Raw genomic sequence first — 18,347 nt, 5'->3', positions numbered from 1 at the left:
CATGGAATAGGTTATATATCTATATAATTATAGGTCGTATGATTCAGGAAAGTTTTTCATTTTTAATAACCTCTCCTGTTTCTGTATCAACTAAAACTTTATATGTGTGTGGAACTTTTGAAGAGTTAACACGAACAGTCAATTCATAACATAACCTTTCAACAAAATCTTTATTTTCTACATACGCTAAATCTTCATTGACAACTGTCGCTTTATTTGTAAAAAATTCGTCCCAATTCATCTTTTTCATCATTTGAGGTTTCAGTTTTTCTTTTTGAATATACTCAACACCATTTAGTCCAACTATTTCTCCTGTATCTTTTGCGATTTTCACTTGCACTCCATCTGCATATACTTTAGCTTTCGTTTTTTCTTCTACACGAGCATAAGTAAAATGCCATACTTCACTATTTTCCCTTGCATCTGTTTCCTTTACATCTTTATAACCTAATTCTTTCAGCCGCTCATCGGCTAAGTTTTTAAGTTTTTCTACTGATAAGGAATTTTTCTCAAAAGGTCTTTCAATTAAATAAGAAAGTAAATGTCCACCTTTTTGGGTAATATCAGCGTACCCAGTGCGTTCACCTTTATGAAAAGCAATATGATAAAAAGAATACGGAGCACCCTTTTTACTTTGTTTCACAGACAAAGTGGCATTTTTAAATTCAGGGAACATTTCATAAAAACGAGTGATTGCTTCATCCTTCGTAATTTTCTTGTCATTGAGATCCCTTAACTCTTTCTTTTTCTCATGATCAGCTTCACTTGCAGTTAATGGAAAATCACTTTCTGTATAAGTTTTTACCGATTTAGATAAATTTTTAAATCCGGAAGTATTTGCATTTGAAGTTTGTTCCTCAAGCCAATTTTTATAATTAGTATCTCCACTTAAGTAATGTGCAGTTGCTATCTGCCAATCAGAAGAGAAATTAGTTAAATTGTTTGAAATTTGACTAACATTCTTCTGCCATTGTTCTGCATTTTCTTGTGAAGTCATAGTCATTTTCGCATTGTTTCCTAATCTTCCTAAATAATTCATCCATTCAGTAGTAAATTCACGATCTAAAGGTAGGTCAGCAATTGAATAACGAATATCTGAAGATAATCTCCAAACGTTTTGTAGAGAATCATGAAAAGCCGTAGGGTCACTAAATAAGAGTGATTGCTGAACTGCCTGCTGTAATTCATTTAGCTGAGTTGAAGCATCTGCCATCTTACCTGTATATTGTCCTTGCAACAAATACTTTAACTCTTGGTTTTCTCGGCTAGAAGCAACACTAAATATTAGGCAAGCAGCTACTGCATAACTTAATAAGAAAATTGTTTTTTTCATCTATATCCACCTCATTTTAAATACAGAAAATATGCTCGCCGATTTCCTTAATTTTCTTTCTCGACCAAATCCATTCGCTAGTAGCAGTTTTAGGATTAAAATAATATAACGCATTTTCAGAAGGGTCCCAACCATTCATAGCATCTAATACTGCCTCTTTTGCTTGCTCATTTGGTTCCAACCAAATTTGGCCATCAGCAACAGCGGTAAATGCCCTAGGTTGGAATATAATCCCGGATATTGTATTTGGAAAATCTGGGCTATCAAGGCGATTTAGTATAACTGCCGCTACAGCTACTTGACCTTCATATGGCTCTCCTCTTGCTTCTCCAAATACTGCATTAGCCATGAGTTTTAAATCCTCTTCCGTAAAATTGCTTGGTACTTGGAAATTTGTACTTGAACCAGTGCCATTGGAACTTTGATTGTCTAAATCCTGATTTCCATAATGAGTGAATGCATTTCCTTTATTTATCTGATCCATAACATAGTCCTTGTTATACTTCGAAACAGAAGTTAGTTTTTGTTTTGTTTTGGAACCAGCTATACCATCAACAGGTAATCCATATTGTTCTTGAAAATCTCTTAATGCCCAATAAGTTCCATAACCAAATCTACCGTCTATAGTACCGTTATAATAGCCTATATATTGTAGTCTAGATTGAAGTTCAATTACATCATCTCCAAAAGCTCCTTTTGTAATGACTTGGTTAGAAAAAGCATCACTATTTTGTGGTGCAATACTAGTGATAAAAACACTTAACAACAACAATAACAATATTTTAGAGCGTCTCATTTCATATCTCCTTTTTTCTTAGGATGGTTCAAGAAAAAATTTTTATACAAAAAAACTGAGAGTAAATTTCTACTCTCAGTTAAAACTATTTATATCTTCTTTTGAACGAACAACATTTGGACTAAATGCTGATGTGCCCTTTTTACTTTTCTTAAGGCAAACCACCATAAGAAGAGCATGAATGGAACCATTATATATGTCCATCTGCCTTCAATTGTAAATATAAAATTATAAATCACATGCAATACAATTGGCGCGAAAAGAGCTAATAGTCGATGTTGCATTGATAAATCTTTTTTAGCAAACTTAGCTCTGCCCAAATAATACCCCATCACAACTCCGAATAATGCATGACTAGAAACTGGCATTAACGCTCTCATAAAGGCTGTATCAACGCCAAATGATAACATATACAAGATATTTTCAACTGTTGCAAACCCTAACGAAATACTAACTCCGTATAAAATACCATCATATGGGTCATCAAATTCAATATGGTGATAAATCGCGATCATTAAAATAAACCATTTAAAAAATTCTTCCACTACTCCCGAAAAGAATACATCTTGAATCATTAAATTTGAAAAAATTTGTTCCTCTGTCATTATATATTGCAAAAATAGAATAGGAAAAGTTAAAATTGCGCCATATATAAAAGTATGGAACAATGTTCTTCTAGGCTCCGTTGCCATCTGATTACGTAGATAGAAAAAGCTAAAGAGAGCTAGAGCAGGAGCAATGGATACTGATAAGAGTACGAACATTTAGTAGCTCCTTTCAATCCATCTCATTTTATTATACCATTCTATTAGTATGGTAATGAAAATTCAGGGGGATTTGTTATGAAAAAAACAATATTACTAATTCACACTGGCGGTACAATCTCTATGCATGTCAGTCAAGAATCAGGCGCTGTTGTACCTGATACCATTAATCCATTAAAGAAAGAAAGTAAAAAACTAGAGTCAATTGCTCATATTATTGAAATTGAAGCTTTTAATTTACCTTCTCCACATATTACTCCTCAAAAAATGCTAGAATTGAGAGATTTAATCTTACATACGATCAAAGAAAATCGTATCGATGGCATAGTTATTACCCATGGGACAGATACACTAGAAGAAACTGCTTATTTTCTTGAGCTAACGACAAAATTGGAAATTCCGATTGTTTTAACAGGTGCTATGCGTTCTTCAAATGAATTAGGAGCAGATGGTGTCTATAACTTAGTAGAAGCAGTGAGAGTAGCTTCTTCGGAGGATGCCAAAAACAAGGGCGTTTTGGTCGTGATGAATGATGAAGTTCATTCGGCAGTGAATGTCACGAAAACTTCAACAAGTTCAGTCTCCACATTTCAATCACCACAATATGGTCCTCTTGGTTTAGTGACAAAAACGATGATTCATTTCCATCAGTCTCCGATGAAAAGAGAGTATGTAGAAGTTTCTAAACTTGATAAAAAGGTTGCGCTATTTAAAGTATTTGCAGGTATGGATGCAGATTTAATCCATGCAGCTATTGATTATCATTACGATGGTGTTGTATTAGAAGGGCTTGGTCAGGGCAATATCCCACCCGCAGTTTTACCAGTTATTGAAGAATTACTTCAACTACATATCCCGGTAGTTTTAGTCTCTCGTTGCTTTAACGGTATAGCACAAGGTGTTTATGGCTATCAAGGTGGAGGTAAAATGTTAGAAGATATGGGTGTTATTTTTGCATTGGGATTGAATGGTCAAAAAGCTCGATTGAAATTATTAATTGGACTTAATCAGGTCGATGAGCCAATAGATGTAAAGAAATTTTTCGTATAAAATTTACACATCTTATAAAACAGTTTGAGTTTTACTTATATTCTTAAAAGAAAAGCAAGTAAGTTCGTTCTCTTTCCTTCCGAGCATCGAACTTGCTTGCTTTTCTTTTAGTTAATCATTAATGTTTTCCTGTATACATTTAGCAATTAGCTCTCCATGGAAACGTCCATTTTCAATAAAGATTTCATTGGCATTGTTTCCAGCAGCAATCACACCTGCGATAAATAATCCTGGTACATTTGTTTCCATTGTTTCTGGATTAAATGTCGGACGGCCTGTTTCTACATCTTCTGTAACACCCATCTCTTGAATAAAAGTATGATCTGGATGATAGCCTGTCATGGCAAAGACATAATCATTTTTTATAGTAAGTTCTTGCCCGTCTTTCGTTATTATAACTTCATCTTCTTTAATCTCTTTAACATTCGTATTGAACATCATATTAATTTCACCATCTCGAGCAAGTGCTGCGAAATCAGGTAGAACCCAAGGTTTAATACTTGATGAATATTCTGAGCCTCTGTAAACAACTGTTACACGAGCTCCAGCTTTATATAGTGCTAACCCAGCATCAATAGCTGAATTCTTCCCACCTATTATTAATACATCTGTATCAAAGTATGGATGGCCTTCCTTAAAGTAATGATGAACTTTAGGCAGCTCCTCACCTGGAATATTCATATAATTTGGATGATCATAATAACCCGTAGCAATAACAACATAAGGTGTTTCATAAGTTTCTTTATTTGTTTGAACGATAAATTTATTATTTTCGGGTGTTACTTTTTTAACTGTTTCAAAACGATTTATTTTAATATTTTTTCTTTTTACCACTTCACGATAATAGACTAGTGCTTGGTTTCTCTTTGGTTTTTGTTGTTCAATGATAAACGGAACATCACCAATTGCTAATTTCTCACTTGAACTAAAAAATGTTTGGTGGGTAGGATAATTATAAATCGCGTTCACGATATTACCCTTTTCAATTACGATTGGGTTTAATCCAATCTCTTGTAGTGAAATAGCAGCTGCTAATCCACAAGGGCCTCCTCCAACAATAATCGCATCTTGTTGTTGCATAAAACCGGTCACTCCTTAAAAATACATTTCGAATTACAAGAAATGTTGTCGAATAATTATAATTGTTTATTATACGCTTGCAGACAATAAAAAAACAGGCATGTGTGCTAATTCACATACCCGTCAAATTATTATTGAGCTGGAATTGCAATCGTTGTTCCTGGTGAAACAGTATCGCCTGTTATTCCATTTGCTTCTTTTATAATAGCGACCCCAGCGTCACTACCATAAAATTTTATCGCGATACTTTCAATTGTTTCTCCCTGTTTTACATTATAAAGTCTTCCTGCTGCCTTTGCCTCATTATAAATTTGTTGTTGTTTTTCTTTGGCTGCAGCATCTTCTTTTTCCTTTTGTTGAGCCTTTTCCTTTTCAGCTTTTTCTTTAGCTGCTGCTTTTTTTGCAGCAAGTTTCTCTGCCCTTTCCTTTTCCGCTTGTTCTTTTTTGGTTAGTTTTTCATCATCATTCGATACTTTAGTAGCATCTTTAGACTGACCATTGTCGTTCGTTTCTATTTGAATTCCGCCATTATCAATCTCTGCTTTTTTACTATTTTCATCTTGCATAAAATAGCCATAGTAAATAAGTGTTGACACCGGAAGTAAGATAAAAATAATCGCTAATAACGTAACTAATCTATTTTTATGATTATTTTTCTTATTCTTATTCTTTTTGCCGTGAAGCTCACTTCTAGTCATTCTTGAAGGGTTGGTCTCTTGTTCAGACTCAATATTGATGGCTTGGCGATGTTCCTCAATTTTTTCACGATAATCTTCTTGAGACATCTTATTATATCCCTCCATTTATTCAGTAATAATACTATTATGACGAAATAATAGTTAAATGTAAATGTATGTTCAGTTACAAGTTGGGAAGTATCAAGTGCAACCTTTCCACCCATGTGTTTAGTTCTTTTTTCTCTGTCATACCATTTCTCTTTTTAATAATATCATTATAATTTATTCCACAATTATGACAGCAATTCGATGGTTTTTGTTCCAACTTTTGATCAAAATATGCAACTAGATGCTCTCGTAAACAATGATCTTCTTTTACAAAAGTTGCCACTTGTGAAATTTGCTCTACTTTTTGTTGTTTTAAACTATTCAATTTTTGGATAGCTTTTTCTGGAGGTAATTGTTCCATCCAGTATGATAGTACTCGATATCCTGTCTCACTAATTTGGTTTAGATCGAGCATTTTTTTAGGATTCTCTCCTCGTTTCACATATTCTTCGTAAAGGCCTACATGAAATGATTCTGGTAACTCTTCAGTTGCAATATATTGTGTGTATTCTTCATCTTTAGGACTATAAACTAAAATGGCTAATGCATCATCACCATTACGTCCAGCTCTACCAACTTCTTGCATATAGTTTGCCATTGTTGCAGGTATATGATCATGAATGACTTGACATACATTATCTTTATGAACCCCCATTCCAAAAGCTGTTGTCGCACAAATCCATTCCAATTCATCAGCTAAAAATTGTTGTTGAATAAATTGACGATCTAAAGCACCCATCCCAGCGTGATATGCTGCAGCTTGAATATGATGTGCTGTTAAAGCTTCCGCATAGGCAACCGTTTTTTTCCTCGATTGTGTATATATAATTCCAGGACCTTCAGTCTTAACGATATGATCAATAATCCAATTGAATTTTTCGTCAACTGATTGTGTTTTTACTATATCATAGTGTAGATTTGCTCTTTCTACAGAATGAATATATTCAAACGGCTGAACAATATGTAAATAATTTTTAATATCATTGACTACCTCTTTTGTGGCAGTGGCACTTAATGCTAATATTGGTGGCCGATGTTGTTTCGGAATCCATTCTGTAATTTTTAAATAATCAGGTCTAAAGTCAAATCCCCACTGAGATATACAATGTGCTTCATCAACTACGATTAATGAAAATTGGATTTTTTGAAACTCTTTTTGAATGATAGGTAGAGCAAGCATTTCGGGTGATGTAAATATAAAACGATAGTTTGTAAGATGTTGTAATACTTTCTGTTTTTCGTTTGCTTTCAAAAATGAATTTAACGCTACAACTCTTTTTTCACCAAAGCGTTTCAATTGTTCAACTTGGTCTTGCATTAATGAAAGTAAAGGCGAAATGATTAACACGGGACCATTTAATATATAACCTGGAAGTTGATAGCAAAGAGATTTCCCCATCCCTGTTGGAAGAAGAGCAATTACATCTTGACCTTGCAACACAGCTTCTATGACTTCTTTTTGACCAGGTCTAAACGTTGAATAGCCGAAGTGTTGCTGCAATAATTGTTCAAGCTCGTACATTGTATTCTCCTCCTTTTGCTGCGATGACTAATCGAATTTGAAAGTAAGAAAATTGTGGGATTTGTTCCCTGATTATTTTTAATCTTTTACTTTCTGTTGTACTTAATACATCCATAACCTTTTCAACATCTGCCTCATCTATAAATTGATGTAGAGGAAAATCCCTTATAATCATTGCCATTTCAACAAAGTGATCTTCTATTGTACTTGTTTTCAAGTGTCTCATCATTGCGATTTGTTCAAGTGAATATCCTCGTTTAAACAAGTCTGCTGTTTTTTGAGTAGAATCTGTCAATAAATTTTCTATCCGAATATTTTCCGTTAATCGGTATAATAATGGAAACTGTGCAGATTCTAGAGTTAGTAGATCGAGCCATGTATGTAATAACTCCACAAACATAAATTGTACATCAAGTTCCCCACAATCGAACTGACTAGCAAGCTGTTGCCAAGTCCATCCTGTAAGATGAAAACCCGTTAAACGAAACATAACAATTTGCTTTGCTTGTTCTGATATGTGTAAATTTTTAATAGAATTTTCTATCTCGTTTCTAAATTGCAAATGGAAACTAGGGTCCTTATATGGGTGACGCATCAAGAAATATTTCACCCAAGCTTGAATTTCTTCATCCTTTTGAATCGGATTAAACCGAAAATCCTTTACTTTTACATATGAGAAGGTTTGTACGATTAGCGATAAACGTTTAAAAAACACATGTTCATTGCCTCTATAAAACCAACCATTAAAGTGAAATGCATTTGACTTTTCTAGAACATCCTTTCCTCTTGTTGTAAGTTGTAGAGTCTTTTGTTCATCGTAAAAAACCCAACCATTTTCAATTAATTGTTCAAAAGCTTCAAGGTATTGTTGTTTCGAAAGTTTCGGCATAATACTAAAATAAGCTTCTAATCCAAATGTTCCTACGTCTTGAATTGTCTGCCCTGACCGCTTCCCGCAAATTAGATGAAATGCAGCAGTTTCAGAGCGTTGTCCATCAAATTTTTGAAATATATCTAACATTAATTGCTGTAAATACATCGATATTCCTCCGATAAAAAGTAATTTAGGTTGAAATGTGAGGAAAAGCGTTTTAGAATAAATAAGTAGCTATTGGGATTGATAGTAAAAGGAGAGATTTAAAATGGCTAAATTTACCATTGTTGATCAAGATACATGTATCGCATGTGGTGCATGTGGGGCAGCAGCACCAGATATTTACGATTACGATGATGAAGGTATTGCCTTCGTTATTTTAGATAATAACACGGGGACTACTGAAGTTCCAGAAGATTTAATGGAAGATATGGAAGACGCATTTGAAGGATGCCCAACTGACTCTATTAAAGTTGCAGACGAATCATTTGAAGGGGACCCTCTTAAATACGAATAATCATTTAATAGATTGTATTTATGGTCATAAAGTGCAAGGGAAAAGATTCTTTTCTCTTGCACTTTTTTATTTGAGTTTGTCAACTATTTTGTTAAACAAGGTAGCGTAATTTCTTATTGCATTCTTCCTTCTGATAAGGTAGTATTTTAGTATCAGGTACTAATAGTAACTAATACAGGAGGCTATTATGGATAATTTATTACAATTAAAAGATAAAAATATCGTGGTCATGGGTGTTGCTAACGATCGAAGCATTGCTTGGGGAATAGCAAAAGCTCTATTTTCAGTTGGCGCAAACGTTATTTTCACATATCGTAAAGAACGTTCTTTAATGAAATTAGAAAAACAACTTGCTAAATACGAAGATTTGCAACCACTTGTCGTACAATGTGATGTAAATAGTGATGAAAGTATACAACAAGCATTCCAAGAAATTGGTGAAAAAGTCGGAACGATTCATGGGATTGTCCACTCAGTTGCTTTTGCACATGCAGATGATTTAAAAAATCGTTTTATCGAAACTTCACGTGATGGTTATGCATTTGCTCAAGATACGAGCGCTTACTCGTTAATCTCCGTTGCGAATGCTGCTAAACCATACATGACAGAAGGTGGCTCTATTGTAACGATGTCTTACTTAGGAGCTGAACGTGTACTTGAAGGTTATAATGTAATGGGTGTAGCAAAAGCCGCACTAGAAGCTTCTGTTAGATATTTGGCTGCTGATGTTGGAAAGGAAGGTATTCGTGTCAATGCTATTTCTGCAGGTGCTATTAAAACTTTAGCTGCAAAAGGTGTTCCATCTTTCAATAAAATATTAAATAAGATGGAAGAAACTGCACCACTTAAACGAAATGTTACACCAGAAGAAGTGGCGAATATGACCGTTGTTATGTTAAGTCAACTTTCAAGCGGTGTAACTGGAGAAGTCATCTATGTAGATGGTGGCTATAATATTATGGGAGTTTAATATTATCTCCTACTACTTTTCTTCAAATAAAAAAGAGGCATCTACTAATCAGATGTCCTCTTTTTTTATTACGATTTTATTTTGTTAATCGATTTACAATATCTTTTACGGATCCTTTTTCTACTAAATGCAAGTTTTTCCCTGCCCACATTGCTAGTAGACTGTAGAATCCTAATTCCTCTGCTCTTAAGCGAATAGTTTTTGTTAAGTCATTTTGATAAGGGTACGGCGCAATTTTATTACCTTCCATGAACACCATAAAATCATTTTCAATACCACGTGCAGGTTTTCCTGAAAAAGCACTAGTCACCGCGGTTACATCTTCTTCAGCCAATAAAATTTGATTTTTATAAACTTCTGAAGCACCACTTTCTTCACTTACTACAAAGGATGTTCCAATCTGTACAGCTTCTGCTCCCGCTTCAATCGCCTGTTGCATTTGTTCTTTTGTTGCAATTCCTCCGGCAGCAATAATAGGAATTGTTATTTTACCTTTTGTTCCTTCAAGGAGCTCTTGTAGTGAGACAAATTGGAATGGTTCGATAAATGACCCTCGATGTCCGCCTGCTTCTTCGCCTTGTAAAACAACTGCATCTAAGCCACATTCTTGTACTAATAACGCTTCTTCAATGGTAGTAGCGGTTCCAATTGTGAAAATATCATGTTCATGTAGTTTTTTTAAGATTTCTTCTGAAGGTAATCCAAAAGTAAACGAACATACTTTCACGCCCTCTTCAATAATGGCATCAACTTGTGCATCGAAATCTGTAGTCGATAGAAGCGCCCCTTCTTCAGCAATCATTAATTTTTTTCGGTATGGTTTTAATACATTATAAGCTTCCTCAAGTTCTTCTTTGCTAGTGTTAACCTTATTCGGTACAAATAGGTTAACTGCAAACGGTTTTGTTGTTTCACTTTTTACCGCTTTGATAAACGCTCTTGTAACATCAGCATTTAAATAACCTGCTCCGATAGAACCTAAAATTCCTGCTTCCGCACTTGCAATAACCATTTCTGGTGTTGTTACACCAGCCATCGGTGCTTGAATTATTGGCCATTTCATATTTAATTTTTCTACTAACGTCATTATAATACCTCTCTTAACTTTTTAGGATTTTTTAATTCAATTATTTAAGTAAAACAAATTACTGCAAAATGCTCTATATAAAAAGTAGTCATTAAATACTGTAACATAAAGGAGAAAAATCCTTGACTAAAATCTCTTACATTCTATAAATTTAAAACTATTCACTTTCTATCACATTAAAGTTAACTAGCCCATTTCCCTTGTGTCTATTTTGTGAACTAACATGAAATCGTAATTTATTAAAAAAATTCTACACTTAATGTAAAACGATGTAAAATGATCTTTATTTAAAAATAAGCTAAGAATTAAGAAAAATAGCGTTTTCATAAGAAATGAAAATCTTACATAAGATTGTAACTATGTTCTATCAGCCTCAAATAATTTTTTTGATTTTTTCTTAATTAATGAAGGATTTTACGTTTATAGGTAGTATTTCTACAAAGTAAGTGTGTTTTTTACATCAAGTATTCCTAGGAGGCTATTTACTATGTTCCAACCTTATGAAACGAAACATTATTATGATGAAATGCTTGAAAATAATGCACCAAAAGATCATTATAAAGCATTTTACGAAAAATTATCAGAATTCTCTGAAGATGAATTACGACAAAAGAATGATGCAGCACAGTCAAGTTTTCTAAAACAAGGAATTACCTTTACAGTATATGGTGCAGAGGGAGGAACCGAACGAACAATGCCCTTTGATTTTGTACCAATCATTATTACTCACAAAGATTGGGAAATAATAAAAAAGGGTATGACGCAACGTGTTGAAGCACTTAACCATTTTTTACATGATATTTATCATGATCAAAAGATATTAAAAGCAGGAATCATACCTGCTGCACTTGCTCTTAATAACCCTTATTACTATAAAGAGGTTATTGGTGCTAATATTCCTCTAAATAATCATATTTTCTTAGCTGGCATCGATTTAATTCGTGATGAAAACGGAACATACCGTGTACTTGAAGATAATTTGAGAAATCCATCAGGAATGGCTTATGTCTATAAAAACCGTGCAATTATGAAACAGGTTTATCCTGAATTTTTTTCTAAATATGCTTTACATACATTTGATAATCAACTAGCAACGATGAGAGAAGCTCTTCTTTCACACCGTCCTAAAAACTTGGCAGCAGATCAAGATCCTCATGCCGTGTTGTTAACTGCAGGTATTTATAATTCTGCTTATTACGATCACGTTTTCCTAGCAAAACAACTTAATATAGCCCTTGTTGAAGGTAAGGATATTATTGTTAAAGACAACATAGTTTATATGAAAACAATTCGGGGGTTAGAGCGAGTAGATATCATTTACCGTCGTATCGACGACGATTTTTTAGATCCTACTGTATTCCGTGAAGATTCTTTACTTGGCGTACCTAATATTTTGGAAGCTTATAAAAAAGGTAATGTAGCTATCTTAAATGCAGTAGGCAATGGTGTTGCTGATGATAAGGCCATATATTCTTATGTACCTGATATGATCCGTTATTATCTAAACGAGGAGCCTATTATAGAAAACGTAGAAACATATATGCTGACGAATCCGGAACAGCGTGAATGGGTACTTGAACACCTTCATGAATTAGTCGTAAAAAACGTAGGTGCTTCTGGTGGCTATGATATGTTAATCGGTCCACATGCCTCACCTGAAGAAATCGATCAATTCCGTGAAAAAATATTGGAAAATCCATCTCAATACATTGCACAACCTACTATCAAGCTTTCTCGAGCACCTGTCTATCAAAATAAACGTTTCTATCCTTGTCATGTGGATTTACGAGTTTTTGTGATGAAAGGCAAAGAAACAAATGTTTTACTTGGAGGATTATCGCGAGTCGCCTTAAAAGAAGGTTCACTTGTCGTGAACTCTTCGCAAGGAGGAGGAGCAAAAGATACTTGGGTATTAAAGGAGGAAGCTCATTATGTTAAGTAGAGTTGCAGGATCATTATTTTGGATGGCACGTTATAGTGAACGAACAGCAGCTAATGCAAATATCATCCGTATCCAGCTTACAAATATGTTGGAGGAATCCGGATATGATATACCATATTTAGAAGATTGGAAAGTAATTTTGAATATTTGTGGTTCTTCAAACGAATTTCTTCACAAATATAACAGACTATCAGTTCGAAATTTAAGTGATTACTTGCTCTATTCAAAAGAAAATTTAAACTCGATCATAAACACAACGTCTAATGTACGTGAAAATGCAAGAATTACGCGTGATATAATTCCACATGCACTATGGGAAGAGTGGAATGAGCTATATCTTTCTATAAAAGATTATCAACATACAAACAAGTTTTCATTATTAGAAGCAAATAAAGTTCTTGAAAAGGTAAATCATACTTTCCTTACATCAGCAGGTATTATTAATACCCTCATGTCTCGTGATGAAAGCTATCATTTCTTTAAAATTGGTCGTTGGATTGAACGCGCAGAGAAAACAACGATTATTTTAAACGAATTACTTCAAAAACAAAAACATGAAGTAAGAAATTGTTCTGCAACTTTTAGTTTACAATTGACACAGACTATAGAGGATTATTCAAAAAAACATAGAATTTGTAATACTGAACATGTTTTGAAATACTTATTAAGTGATGTCACATGTACACATTCCATTACCTATTGCATACAACATATAAAACAAAGTTTATCGATTATTGAGCAAAATAATGTCAATGGTCGCATCTATCCCCTACTGCAAGAAATACAAGCCTTACAACAAGCAACAGAAGTTGACCATGCACACTTGACGAATGAGCAACAGAAAAGTCTATTACAGGATTTACTAAAAAGATGCATTGCAATAGGAAGTGTTTTTTCAAATGTATATTATTTAGACGTAGCCTATGCAAATTTGGAAGTTAGTAGTGAATTCCGGTAACTCTATACAGTCAAAGGAGAATTCTCAATGAAATATAAAATAACTCATTTAAATACCTTTGATTATGATAGTCCTGTTGAGCAAAGTTTAAATACTATACATCTAAAACCGCGCACAAATGAGTGCCAAAGGTTACTGTTTTATGATATTGAAATTTGGCCAAACTCAGTTACCCGCGAGTATATAGATATTTGGCATAATGCAGCTGCCGATTTTTATATTCCACAAAAACATAATAGACTTGAAATTCAAACAACATCTATAGTGAGTATACAGAAGGCTCCCCTCATGGATCAGTTAAGCTTTTCGAACAAAATGAAAGATATTTTCCAATCACAACTATTTAAGGATCATTATTTACACTACTTACAAGCAACGAAATATACCTATTTAACAGAAGAACAAATACATCATATAAATAATATTATTGGCTATCGTAATAATCCAATAGAATTTTCTCTTGCACTTATGACTTATTTACACACAAATATTCGATATGATACAACTGCCACAAATGTAAAAACTACCGCACAAGAAGCTTATAACTTAAAAGCCGGCGTTTGCCAAGATTACGCACATATAATGATTGGTGTTTTACGTGCTAATGGCATTCCTGCCCGTTATATGAGCGGTTATTTATATGTTGGTAAAGAAGATGATTTAATCGGAAATTCAGCAACACATGCTTGGGTAGAAATAATGGTACCTGGAGTTGGATGGTTAGGCCTAGATCCTACAAATGATGTTGAAGCACTTGAGAATCACATTATTTTATGTGCCGGAAGAGACTATACCGATGTTAGTCCAGTTGAAGGTGTATACACTGGAGGAGATCACACATTAACTGTTAAAGTCACTGTAAAGAAGATTGACCATTTGTAAGATGGGGTTATTCATCAAATGAAGACCATTGTGATGCAAACAGTGTAAAAAAGAATAGAAAAAAGGCAACTTTCCGTTCAAAAGCGAACAGAAAGTTGCCTTTTATATAAAACAAACATTTTTCAGTACACCGTAAAATGCAGGTTTAAATCATATGAAACGTATTTAGTTAACGCCAGAAATACGTCCATATCCTACTAAGTATTTGTTCCACCAATCAAGACTTTCATTGACTACACCATTATTTTGAGCATCTAGCATTCTTCCGCCACCAAGATAGATTCCTACGTGTGCTATACCTGAACCATAACTAAAGAATACTAAATCTCCAGCTTTAGCTTCACTTGCACTAACCTTCTTCGTAGCTAAATATTGTTGTGCTGCTGTACGAGGAAGTGATATACCAGCTTGTTTAAAGGACCATTGCGTTAAACCTGAACAGTCAAAACCAGTAGATGGGTTACTTCCACCCCATACATAAGAACGACCAAGATATTTACTAGCTTCTGCAATAGCTGCCTTTGCAGAGCCTGAGCCAGAAACGGTTGGAGCTTGTTGATCACTATCAGTAACTTTTGCTCCATTTGTTCCATTTCCTGCATCGCCTACACTATTTGTATGTACAGGATTGCTTGTAGCACTTACAGATGCTTTTTTTGCTTTATTAGCTTCCTTAACTTTTTTAGCATCTAAGAATTGTTTTTCTTGTAATTTTTTCAATCGCTTAGCTTCTGCTTCACGTTTTTTACGTTCTCTTTCTAGCTTTTCTTGTTGTTTTTTTGTTGCAATTTGTTCTTTCAGTTTTAATGATTTCGCTTTATTCTCAGCTTTTTTCGTTTCTAATTTATTTTCTTGATCTTGCATTTCTTGGAATTGCTTTTGCAATTTCAATTGTTTTTCTTGTAATTCTTGTCTTTCTTTAGCTAATTTTGCTTTATCTTCTTTTTGATCGTCTAATAAGTTTTGATCTGCATCTAATATTGTCTTAACTGAAACAGTTCGACTAACTGCATCACCAATACTATCAGCACCAAGAATAGCTTCAATATATGGACTCATCGCACTATCTTGGTTTTGATATGCTTTTAAACGGTCGTCAATAATTGTCGAACGTTCTTTTATATTTTTTTCTGTTAGTTTAATATCTTTGTTTGTTTCGTCAATTTCTTTTACTGTTTTTTCATATTCTTCTTGTTTTTTATCAAGTTGTTTTTTTAAATGTTTTATTTCTCCATTTAATTTCTTAATCTTTTTATCTATTAAAGCTTTTTTCTGTATCATTTGCGCTGAAGTTTTTGCATTAACTTGCGCTGGTTCAGCGGTATACATAAAGCCGCAAGTTAGGGCAAGGGTAACAACTGCTGTGCGCCCCCATTTTGAACGCATATTCAATTAAATCAACTCTTTTCTTCCTTTTGTCAGTATGTATAATTTTTACTTTCTATTTAATAATAGCATGATTCATATTTTTGTATAGTCTTTTTCTCCTGTTTTAATCGAAGCGTAATCGCTGTTACATATTTGTCATATATTTTTATATTATTTCTCCTTTCGACATATTATCACTTTTTCTCAGACAAAATATTTTCAGAAAGTCAAATCTTATGATAAACTTTTTCATATATTGGAAAGGACTGTTAATAGATGCAATATGCTATACTTGGTGATCTTCATAGTAGCGTTGAGGATACAAAAGCTGTACTTGATGACATTCGTTTAAATGCAAAAAATGCTGAAATCATTGGGTTAGGTGATTTATATGAATGTCGAATAGGAAAGAAAAAGGCAAAAGCTCTTAATAGCATTCCTTTTGAAGAGGCAGCTGAATATTCGGATGAGTTTAAACAACTTTTACAATTCCCATCTGTAAGAGGCAATCAAGAAGAACGGATTATGAAAGTAACTGGTTTAGATTTATTTTTGACATTACCAGAATATATCAAAATAGAAGGAGCTGAAATCATTCACGGGCATCAATTTAAATGGTCATCTGATTGGAAGCCCTTTTTGGAACAAATAGATGCATCAATTGTATTCTTCGGTCATAGTCATGATGCTGCACTATATAGAAAAGGAACAAAAAAAGCTTTTCAATATGGACAACCTATTTATTTAAAGAATAAAAAGTACGGAGTCAACGTTGGTGCAGTCATTGAAAATAGAGAATGGTGTTTATATGATTCAGATGATCGAACTGTTACATTTATGAAAGCACAATAAAAAGACACTGTTGACTATTTCACAGTGTCTTTTTATTGACTTCATTGATATTGTTTTTTATGATTATTAGCAATATGATGAAAAAATGCATGATTGAAGGAGCGAAAATAAATGGAATGGCAACAGCTAGAATACTTCGAAGTACTAGCGAAGATTCAACATATGACGAAAGCTGCAGAGCAACTATCCATTTCTCAACCAGCACTTAGTCGCTCAATAGCCAGATTAGAAGATGAACTAGGCGTTCCTTTATTTGAACGACAAGGACGTTCAATTTCTTTAAACCGCTACGGAGAAATATTCTTAAAACGTGTGCATAATATAATGAGAGAGTACCGCGATGGACTACATGAAATTCAAGAACTTGTCGATCCAAATCGCGGTGAAGTTTCACTTGGTTTTTTACATACATTAGGTACAAATATCGTACCAGATTTAATCATGCATTTTAGAAAACTACATCAAGATATACATTTTAATTTAAAACAAAACCACACGCATTTGCAGCTTAAACAATTACAATCAGGTGAGCTTGATCTTTGTTTAATAGCAGATATGGAAGTTGAAAAACCAATTCAATGGAAAGAACTTTGGCGTGAAGAGTTGTTTGCAATTGTGCCTATTGGACATCCTTTTGCTAGTCGTAGTTCAATAACTTTAAAAGAATTAACAAACGAAACATTTGTATTATTAAAAAAAGGATATGCATTAAGAATTCAATTAGATAGTATTTTTAAAAAAGCCCACTTTACACCAACGATTACATTTGAAGGTGATGAAGTAGCAACAGTAGCTGGCTTTGTAGCTGCTGGACTAGGTGTTTCCATTCTCCCGGATGGTGAAGAGATTAATACAAAAAGAATAGCTAAAATACACATAAGCGATTTAAAACTTGAACGTGTTATTGGTATGGCTTGGTCAGAAGGCCGATACTTATCTCCTGCCACAAAACAATTCCAACAATTCATATTAGATTATTATAAAAAGGATTAAAGAAAAACTCTTTCAAATTTATGAAAGAGTTTTTCTTTAATTTTACTAATTATTCAATGGTGATTGTAATCTGTTCTCCATCAAAATTAGACAACCATTCAATACAATCAAATTCATCAACATCAAAATCATTGGTAAACTTATCGCCACCGTATCCATCTTTTCCTTCAAAGAAAAAAATCTCTGCTAAGCCAGAAACTTCTTTTTCTGCTTTAGGTAATTTCATATGGACCTTCACTTGTTTACCATCAAATTGCAATAACTTCTTGGCTAGCGGCTCATCATCTATATAAAGTAAATTGGGTCCTTTCATAATTTGAAGCTGTAAAATACCTTGTAAAATCATTTTATTGTATCCTCTCTTGAAACTTACTTTACGATATCTATGTTGTAACACAAAATAGTATAAAAATTATATATTTAAGAATTAGTATTTGCAAACTAAATCTAATAGTTTCTAAAACTTATAATTTGATTAATAGATTAAGAGCAATATCTATTGTTTTCCCGGGAAATAAAAAGATTACCTAAATAATTATTTAATCATCTAGGTAATCTTTAAAATTTATATTAA

Annotated in this window: 18 protein-coding genes; 8 read left to right on the top strand and 10 right to left on the bottom strand. The window is 33.5% G+C overall.

The window, feature by feature from the left end; genetic code table 11:
• Positions 1 to 43 precede the first annotated feature (43 nt).
• The 3 genes from Q0977_RS01380 to prsW form a co-directional block, all read right to left on the bottom strand.
• A complete protein-coding gene (locus Q0977_RS01380; RefSeq protein WP_124218772.1) occupies positions 44 to 1,333 on the bottom strand; it encodes a PepSY1/2 domain-containing protein in 1,290 nt (429 codons plus the stop codon).
• A gap of 16 nt (positions 1,334 to 1,349) precedes the next feature.
• Positions 1,350 to 2,129, bottom strand: a complete 780-nt coding sequence (gene sleB, locus Q0977_RS01375; protein ID WP_124218773.1) for a spore cortex-lytic enzyme — start codon at positions 2,127 to 2,129, stop codon at positions 1,350 to 1,352.
• Positions 2,130 to 2,218: 89 nt separating this feature from the next.
• Positions 2,219 to 2,893: a glutamic-type intramembrane protease PrsW gene (gene prsW, locus Q0977_RS01370; protein ID WP_119417237.1), complete on the bottom strand. Its 675-nt coding sequence runs from the start codon at positions 2,891 to 2,893 to the stop codon at positions 2,219 to 2,221.
• Positions 2,894 to 2,971: 78 nt separating this feature from the next.
• Between prsW and Q0977_RS01365 the strand changes: the two genes are divergently transcribed.
• Complete coding sequence (locus Q0977_RS01365; RefSeq protein ID WP_119417238.1) at positions 2,972 to 3,943, top strand: asparaginase; 972 nt, start codon at positions 2,972 to 2,974, stop codon at positions 3,941 to 3,943.
• Positions 3,944 to 4,054: 111 nt separating this feature from the next.
• On the opposite strand, the gene Q0977_RS01360 is transcribed toward Q0977_RS01365, so the two are convergent.
• The 4 genes from Q0977_RS01360 to Q0977_RS01345 all read right to left on the bottom strand — a co-directional run bounded on the left by Q0977_RS01360 (position 4,055) and on the right by Q0977_RS01345 (position 8,369).
• The gene (locus tag Q0977_RS01360) at positions 4,055 to 5,023 is read right to left on the bottom strand and encodes a YpdA family putative bacillithiol disulfide reductase (RefSeq protein WP_299509939.1); all 969 of its coding nucleotides are present in this window, start codon (positions 5,021 to 5,023) and stop codon (positions 4,055 to 4,057) included.
• A gap of 131 nt (positions 5,024 to 5,154) precedes the next feature.
• Positions 5,155 to 5,808: a LysM peptidoglycan-binding domain-containing protein gene (locus tag Q0977_RS01355; RefSeq protein WP_164489529.1), complete on the bottom strand. Its 654-nt coding sequence runs from the start codon at positions 5,806 to 5,808 to the stop codon at positions 5,155 to 5,157.
• A gap of 76 nt (positions 5,809 to 5,884) precedes the next feature.
• Complete coding sequence (locus Q0977_RS01350; protein ID WP_119417241.1) at positions 5,885 to 7,330, bottom strand: ATP-dependent DNA helicase RecQ; 1,446 nt, start codon at positions 7,328 to 7,330, stop codon at positions 5,885 to 5,887.
• The gene (locus tag Q0977_RS01345; RefSeq protein WP_119417242.1) at positions 7,317 to 8,369 is read right to left on the bottom strand and encodes a helix-turn-helix domain-containing protein; all 1,053 of its coding nucleotides are present in this window, start codon (positions 8,367 to 8,369) and stop codon (positions 7,317 to 7,319) included. Before Q0977_RS01345 ends, Q0977_RS01350 begins: the two co-directional genes overlap by 14 nt.
• A 103-nt stretch (positions 8,370 to 8,472) precedes the next feature.
• Here Q0977_RS01345 and Q0977_RS01340 point away from each other — a divergent pair, with 103 nt between their 5' ends.
• Both Q0977_RS01340 and Q0977_RS01335 read left to right on the top strand, forming a co-directional pair.
• Positions 8,473 to 8,721, top strand: coding sequence for a ferredoxin (locus tag Q0977_RS01340; RefSeq protein WP_119417243.1), 249 nt, complete (start codon positions 8,473 to 8,475; stop codon positions 8,719 to 8,721).
• A 187-nt stretch (positions 8,722 to 8,908) separates the two neighbouring features.
• A complete protein-coding gene (locus Q0977_RS01335; RefSeq protein ID WP_119417244.1) occupies positions 8,909 to 9,691 on the top strand; it encodes an enoyl-ACP reductase in 783 nt (260 codons plus the stop codon).
• Between the two features lie 76 nt (positions 9,692 to 9,767).
• On the opposite strand, the gene Q0977_RS01330 is transcribed toward Q0977_RS01335, so the two are convergent.
• Complete coding sequence (locus Q0977_RS01330) at positions 9,768 to 10,778, bottom strand: nitronate monooxygenase family protein (RefSeq protein WP_119417245.1); 1,011 nt, start codon at positions 10,776 to 10,778, stop codon at positions 9,768 to 9,770.
• Between the two features lie 487 nt (positions 10,779 to 11,265).
• Between Q0977_RS01330 and Q0977_RS01325 the strand changes: the two genes are divergently transcribed.
• From Q0977_RS01325 to Q0977_RS01315, 3 genes are read left to right on the top strand one after another with little or no spacing between them, the layout of a single operon-like run.
• A complete protein-coding gene (locus Q0977_RS01325; RefSeq protein ID WP_299509916.1) occupies positions 11,266 to 12,720 on the top strand; it encodes a circularly permuted type 2 ATP-grasp protein in 1,455 nt (484 codons plus the stop codon).
• Entirely contained in the window at positions 12,710 to 13,678 is a 969-nt protein-coding gene (locus Q0977_RS01320; RefSeq protein WP_119417247.1) for an alpha-E domain-containing protein, read from the top strand. Before Q0977_RS01325 ends, Q0977_RS01320 begins: the two co-directional genes overlap by 11 nt.
• A 27-nt stretch (positions 13,679 to 13,705) precedes the next feature.
• Positions 13,706 to 14,560: a transglutaminase family protein gene (locus Q0977_RS01315; protein WP_119417457.1), complete on the top strand. Its 855-nt coding sequence runs from the start codon at positions 13,706 to 13,708 to the stop codon at positions 14,558 to 14,560.
• Positions 14,561 to 14,725: 165 nt separating this feature from the next.
• Here the strand turns inward: Q0977_RS01315 and Q0977_RS01310 are convergent, their stop codons facing one another.
• A complete protein-coding gene (locus tag Q0977_RS01310) occupies positions 14,726 to 15,946 on the bottom strand; it encodes an NlpC/P60 family protein (RefSeq protein ID WP_119416450.1) in 1,221 nt (406 codons plus the stop codon).
• Positions 15,947 to 16,204: 258 nt separating this feature from the next.
• Between Q0977_RS01310 and Q0977_RS01305 the strand changes: the two genes are divergently transcribed.
• Together Q0977_RS01305 and Q0977_RS01300 are read left to right on the top strand one after the other, a co-directional pair.
• Complete coding sequence (locus Q0977_RS01305) at positions 16,205 to 16,780, top strand: metallophosphoesterase (RefSeq protein ID WP_119416447.1); 576 nt, start codon at positions 16,205 to 16,207, stop codon at positions 16,778 to 16,780.
• 111 nt (positions 16,781 to 16,891) lie between these two features.
• Entirely contained in the window at positions 16,892 to 17,773 is an 882-nt protein-coding gene (locus tag Q0977_RS01300) for a LysR family transcriptional regulator (RefSeq protein WP_119416446.1), read from the top strand.
• 49 nt (positions 17,774 to 17,822) lie between these two features.
• On the opposite strand, the gene Q0977_RS01295 is transcribed toward Q0977_RS01300, so the two are convergent.
• The gene (locus Q0977_RS01295; RefSeq protein WP_299509897.1) at positions 17,823 to 18,119 is read right to left on the bottom strand and encodes a hypothetical protein; all 297 of its coding nucleotides are present in this window, start codon (positions 18,117 to 18,119) and stop codon (positions 17,823 to 17,825) included.
• Positions 18,120 to 18,347: the final 228 nt, after the last annotated feature.

This window comes from uncultured Rummeliibacillus sp. (assembly GCF_934216135.1).
Classification (GTDB): Bacteria; Bacillota; Bacilli; order Bacillales_A; family Planococcaceae; genus Rummeliibacillus.
The sequence above is the reverse complement of the archived record's forward strand: the minus strand, read 5'-3'. Positions and strand labels throughout refer to the sequence as shown.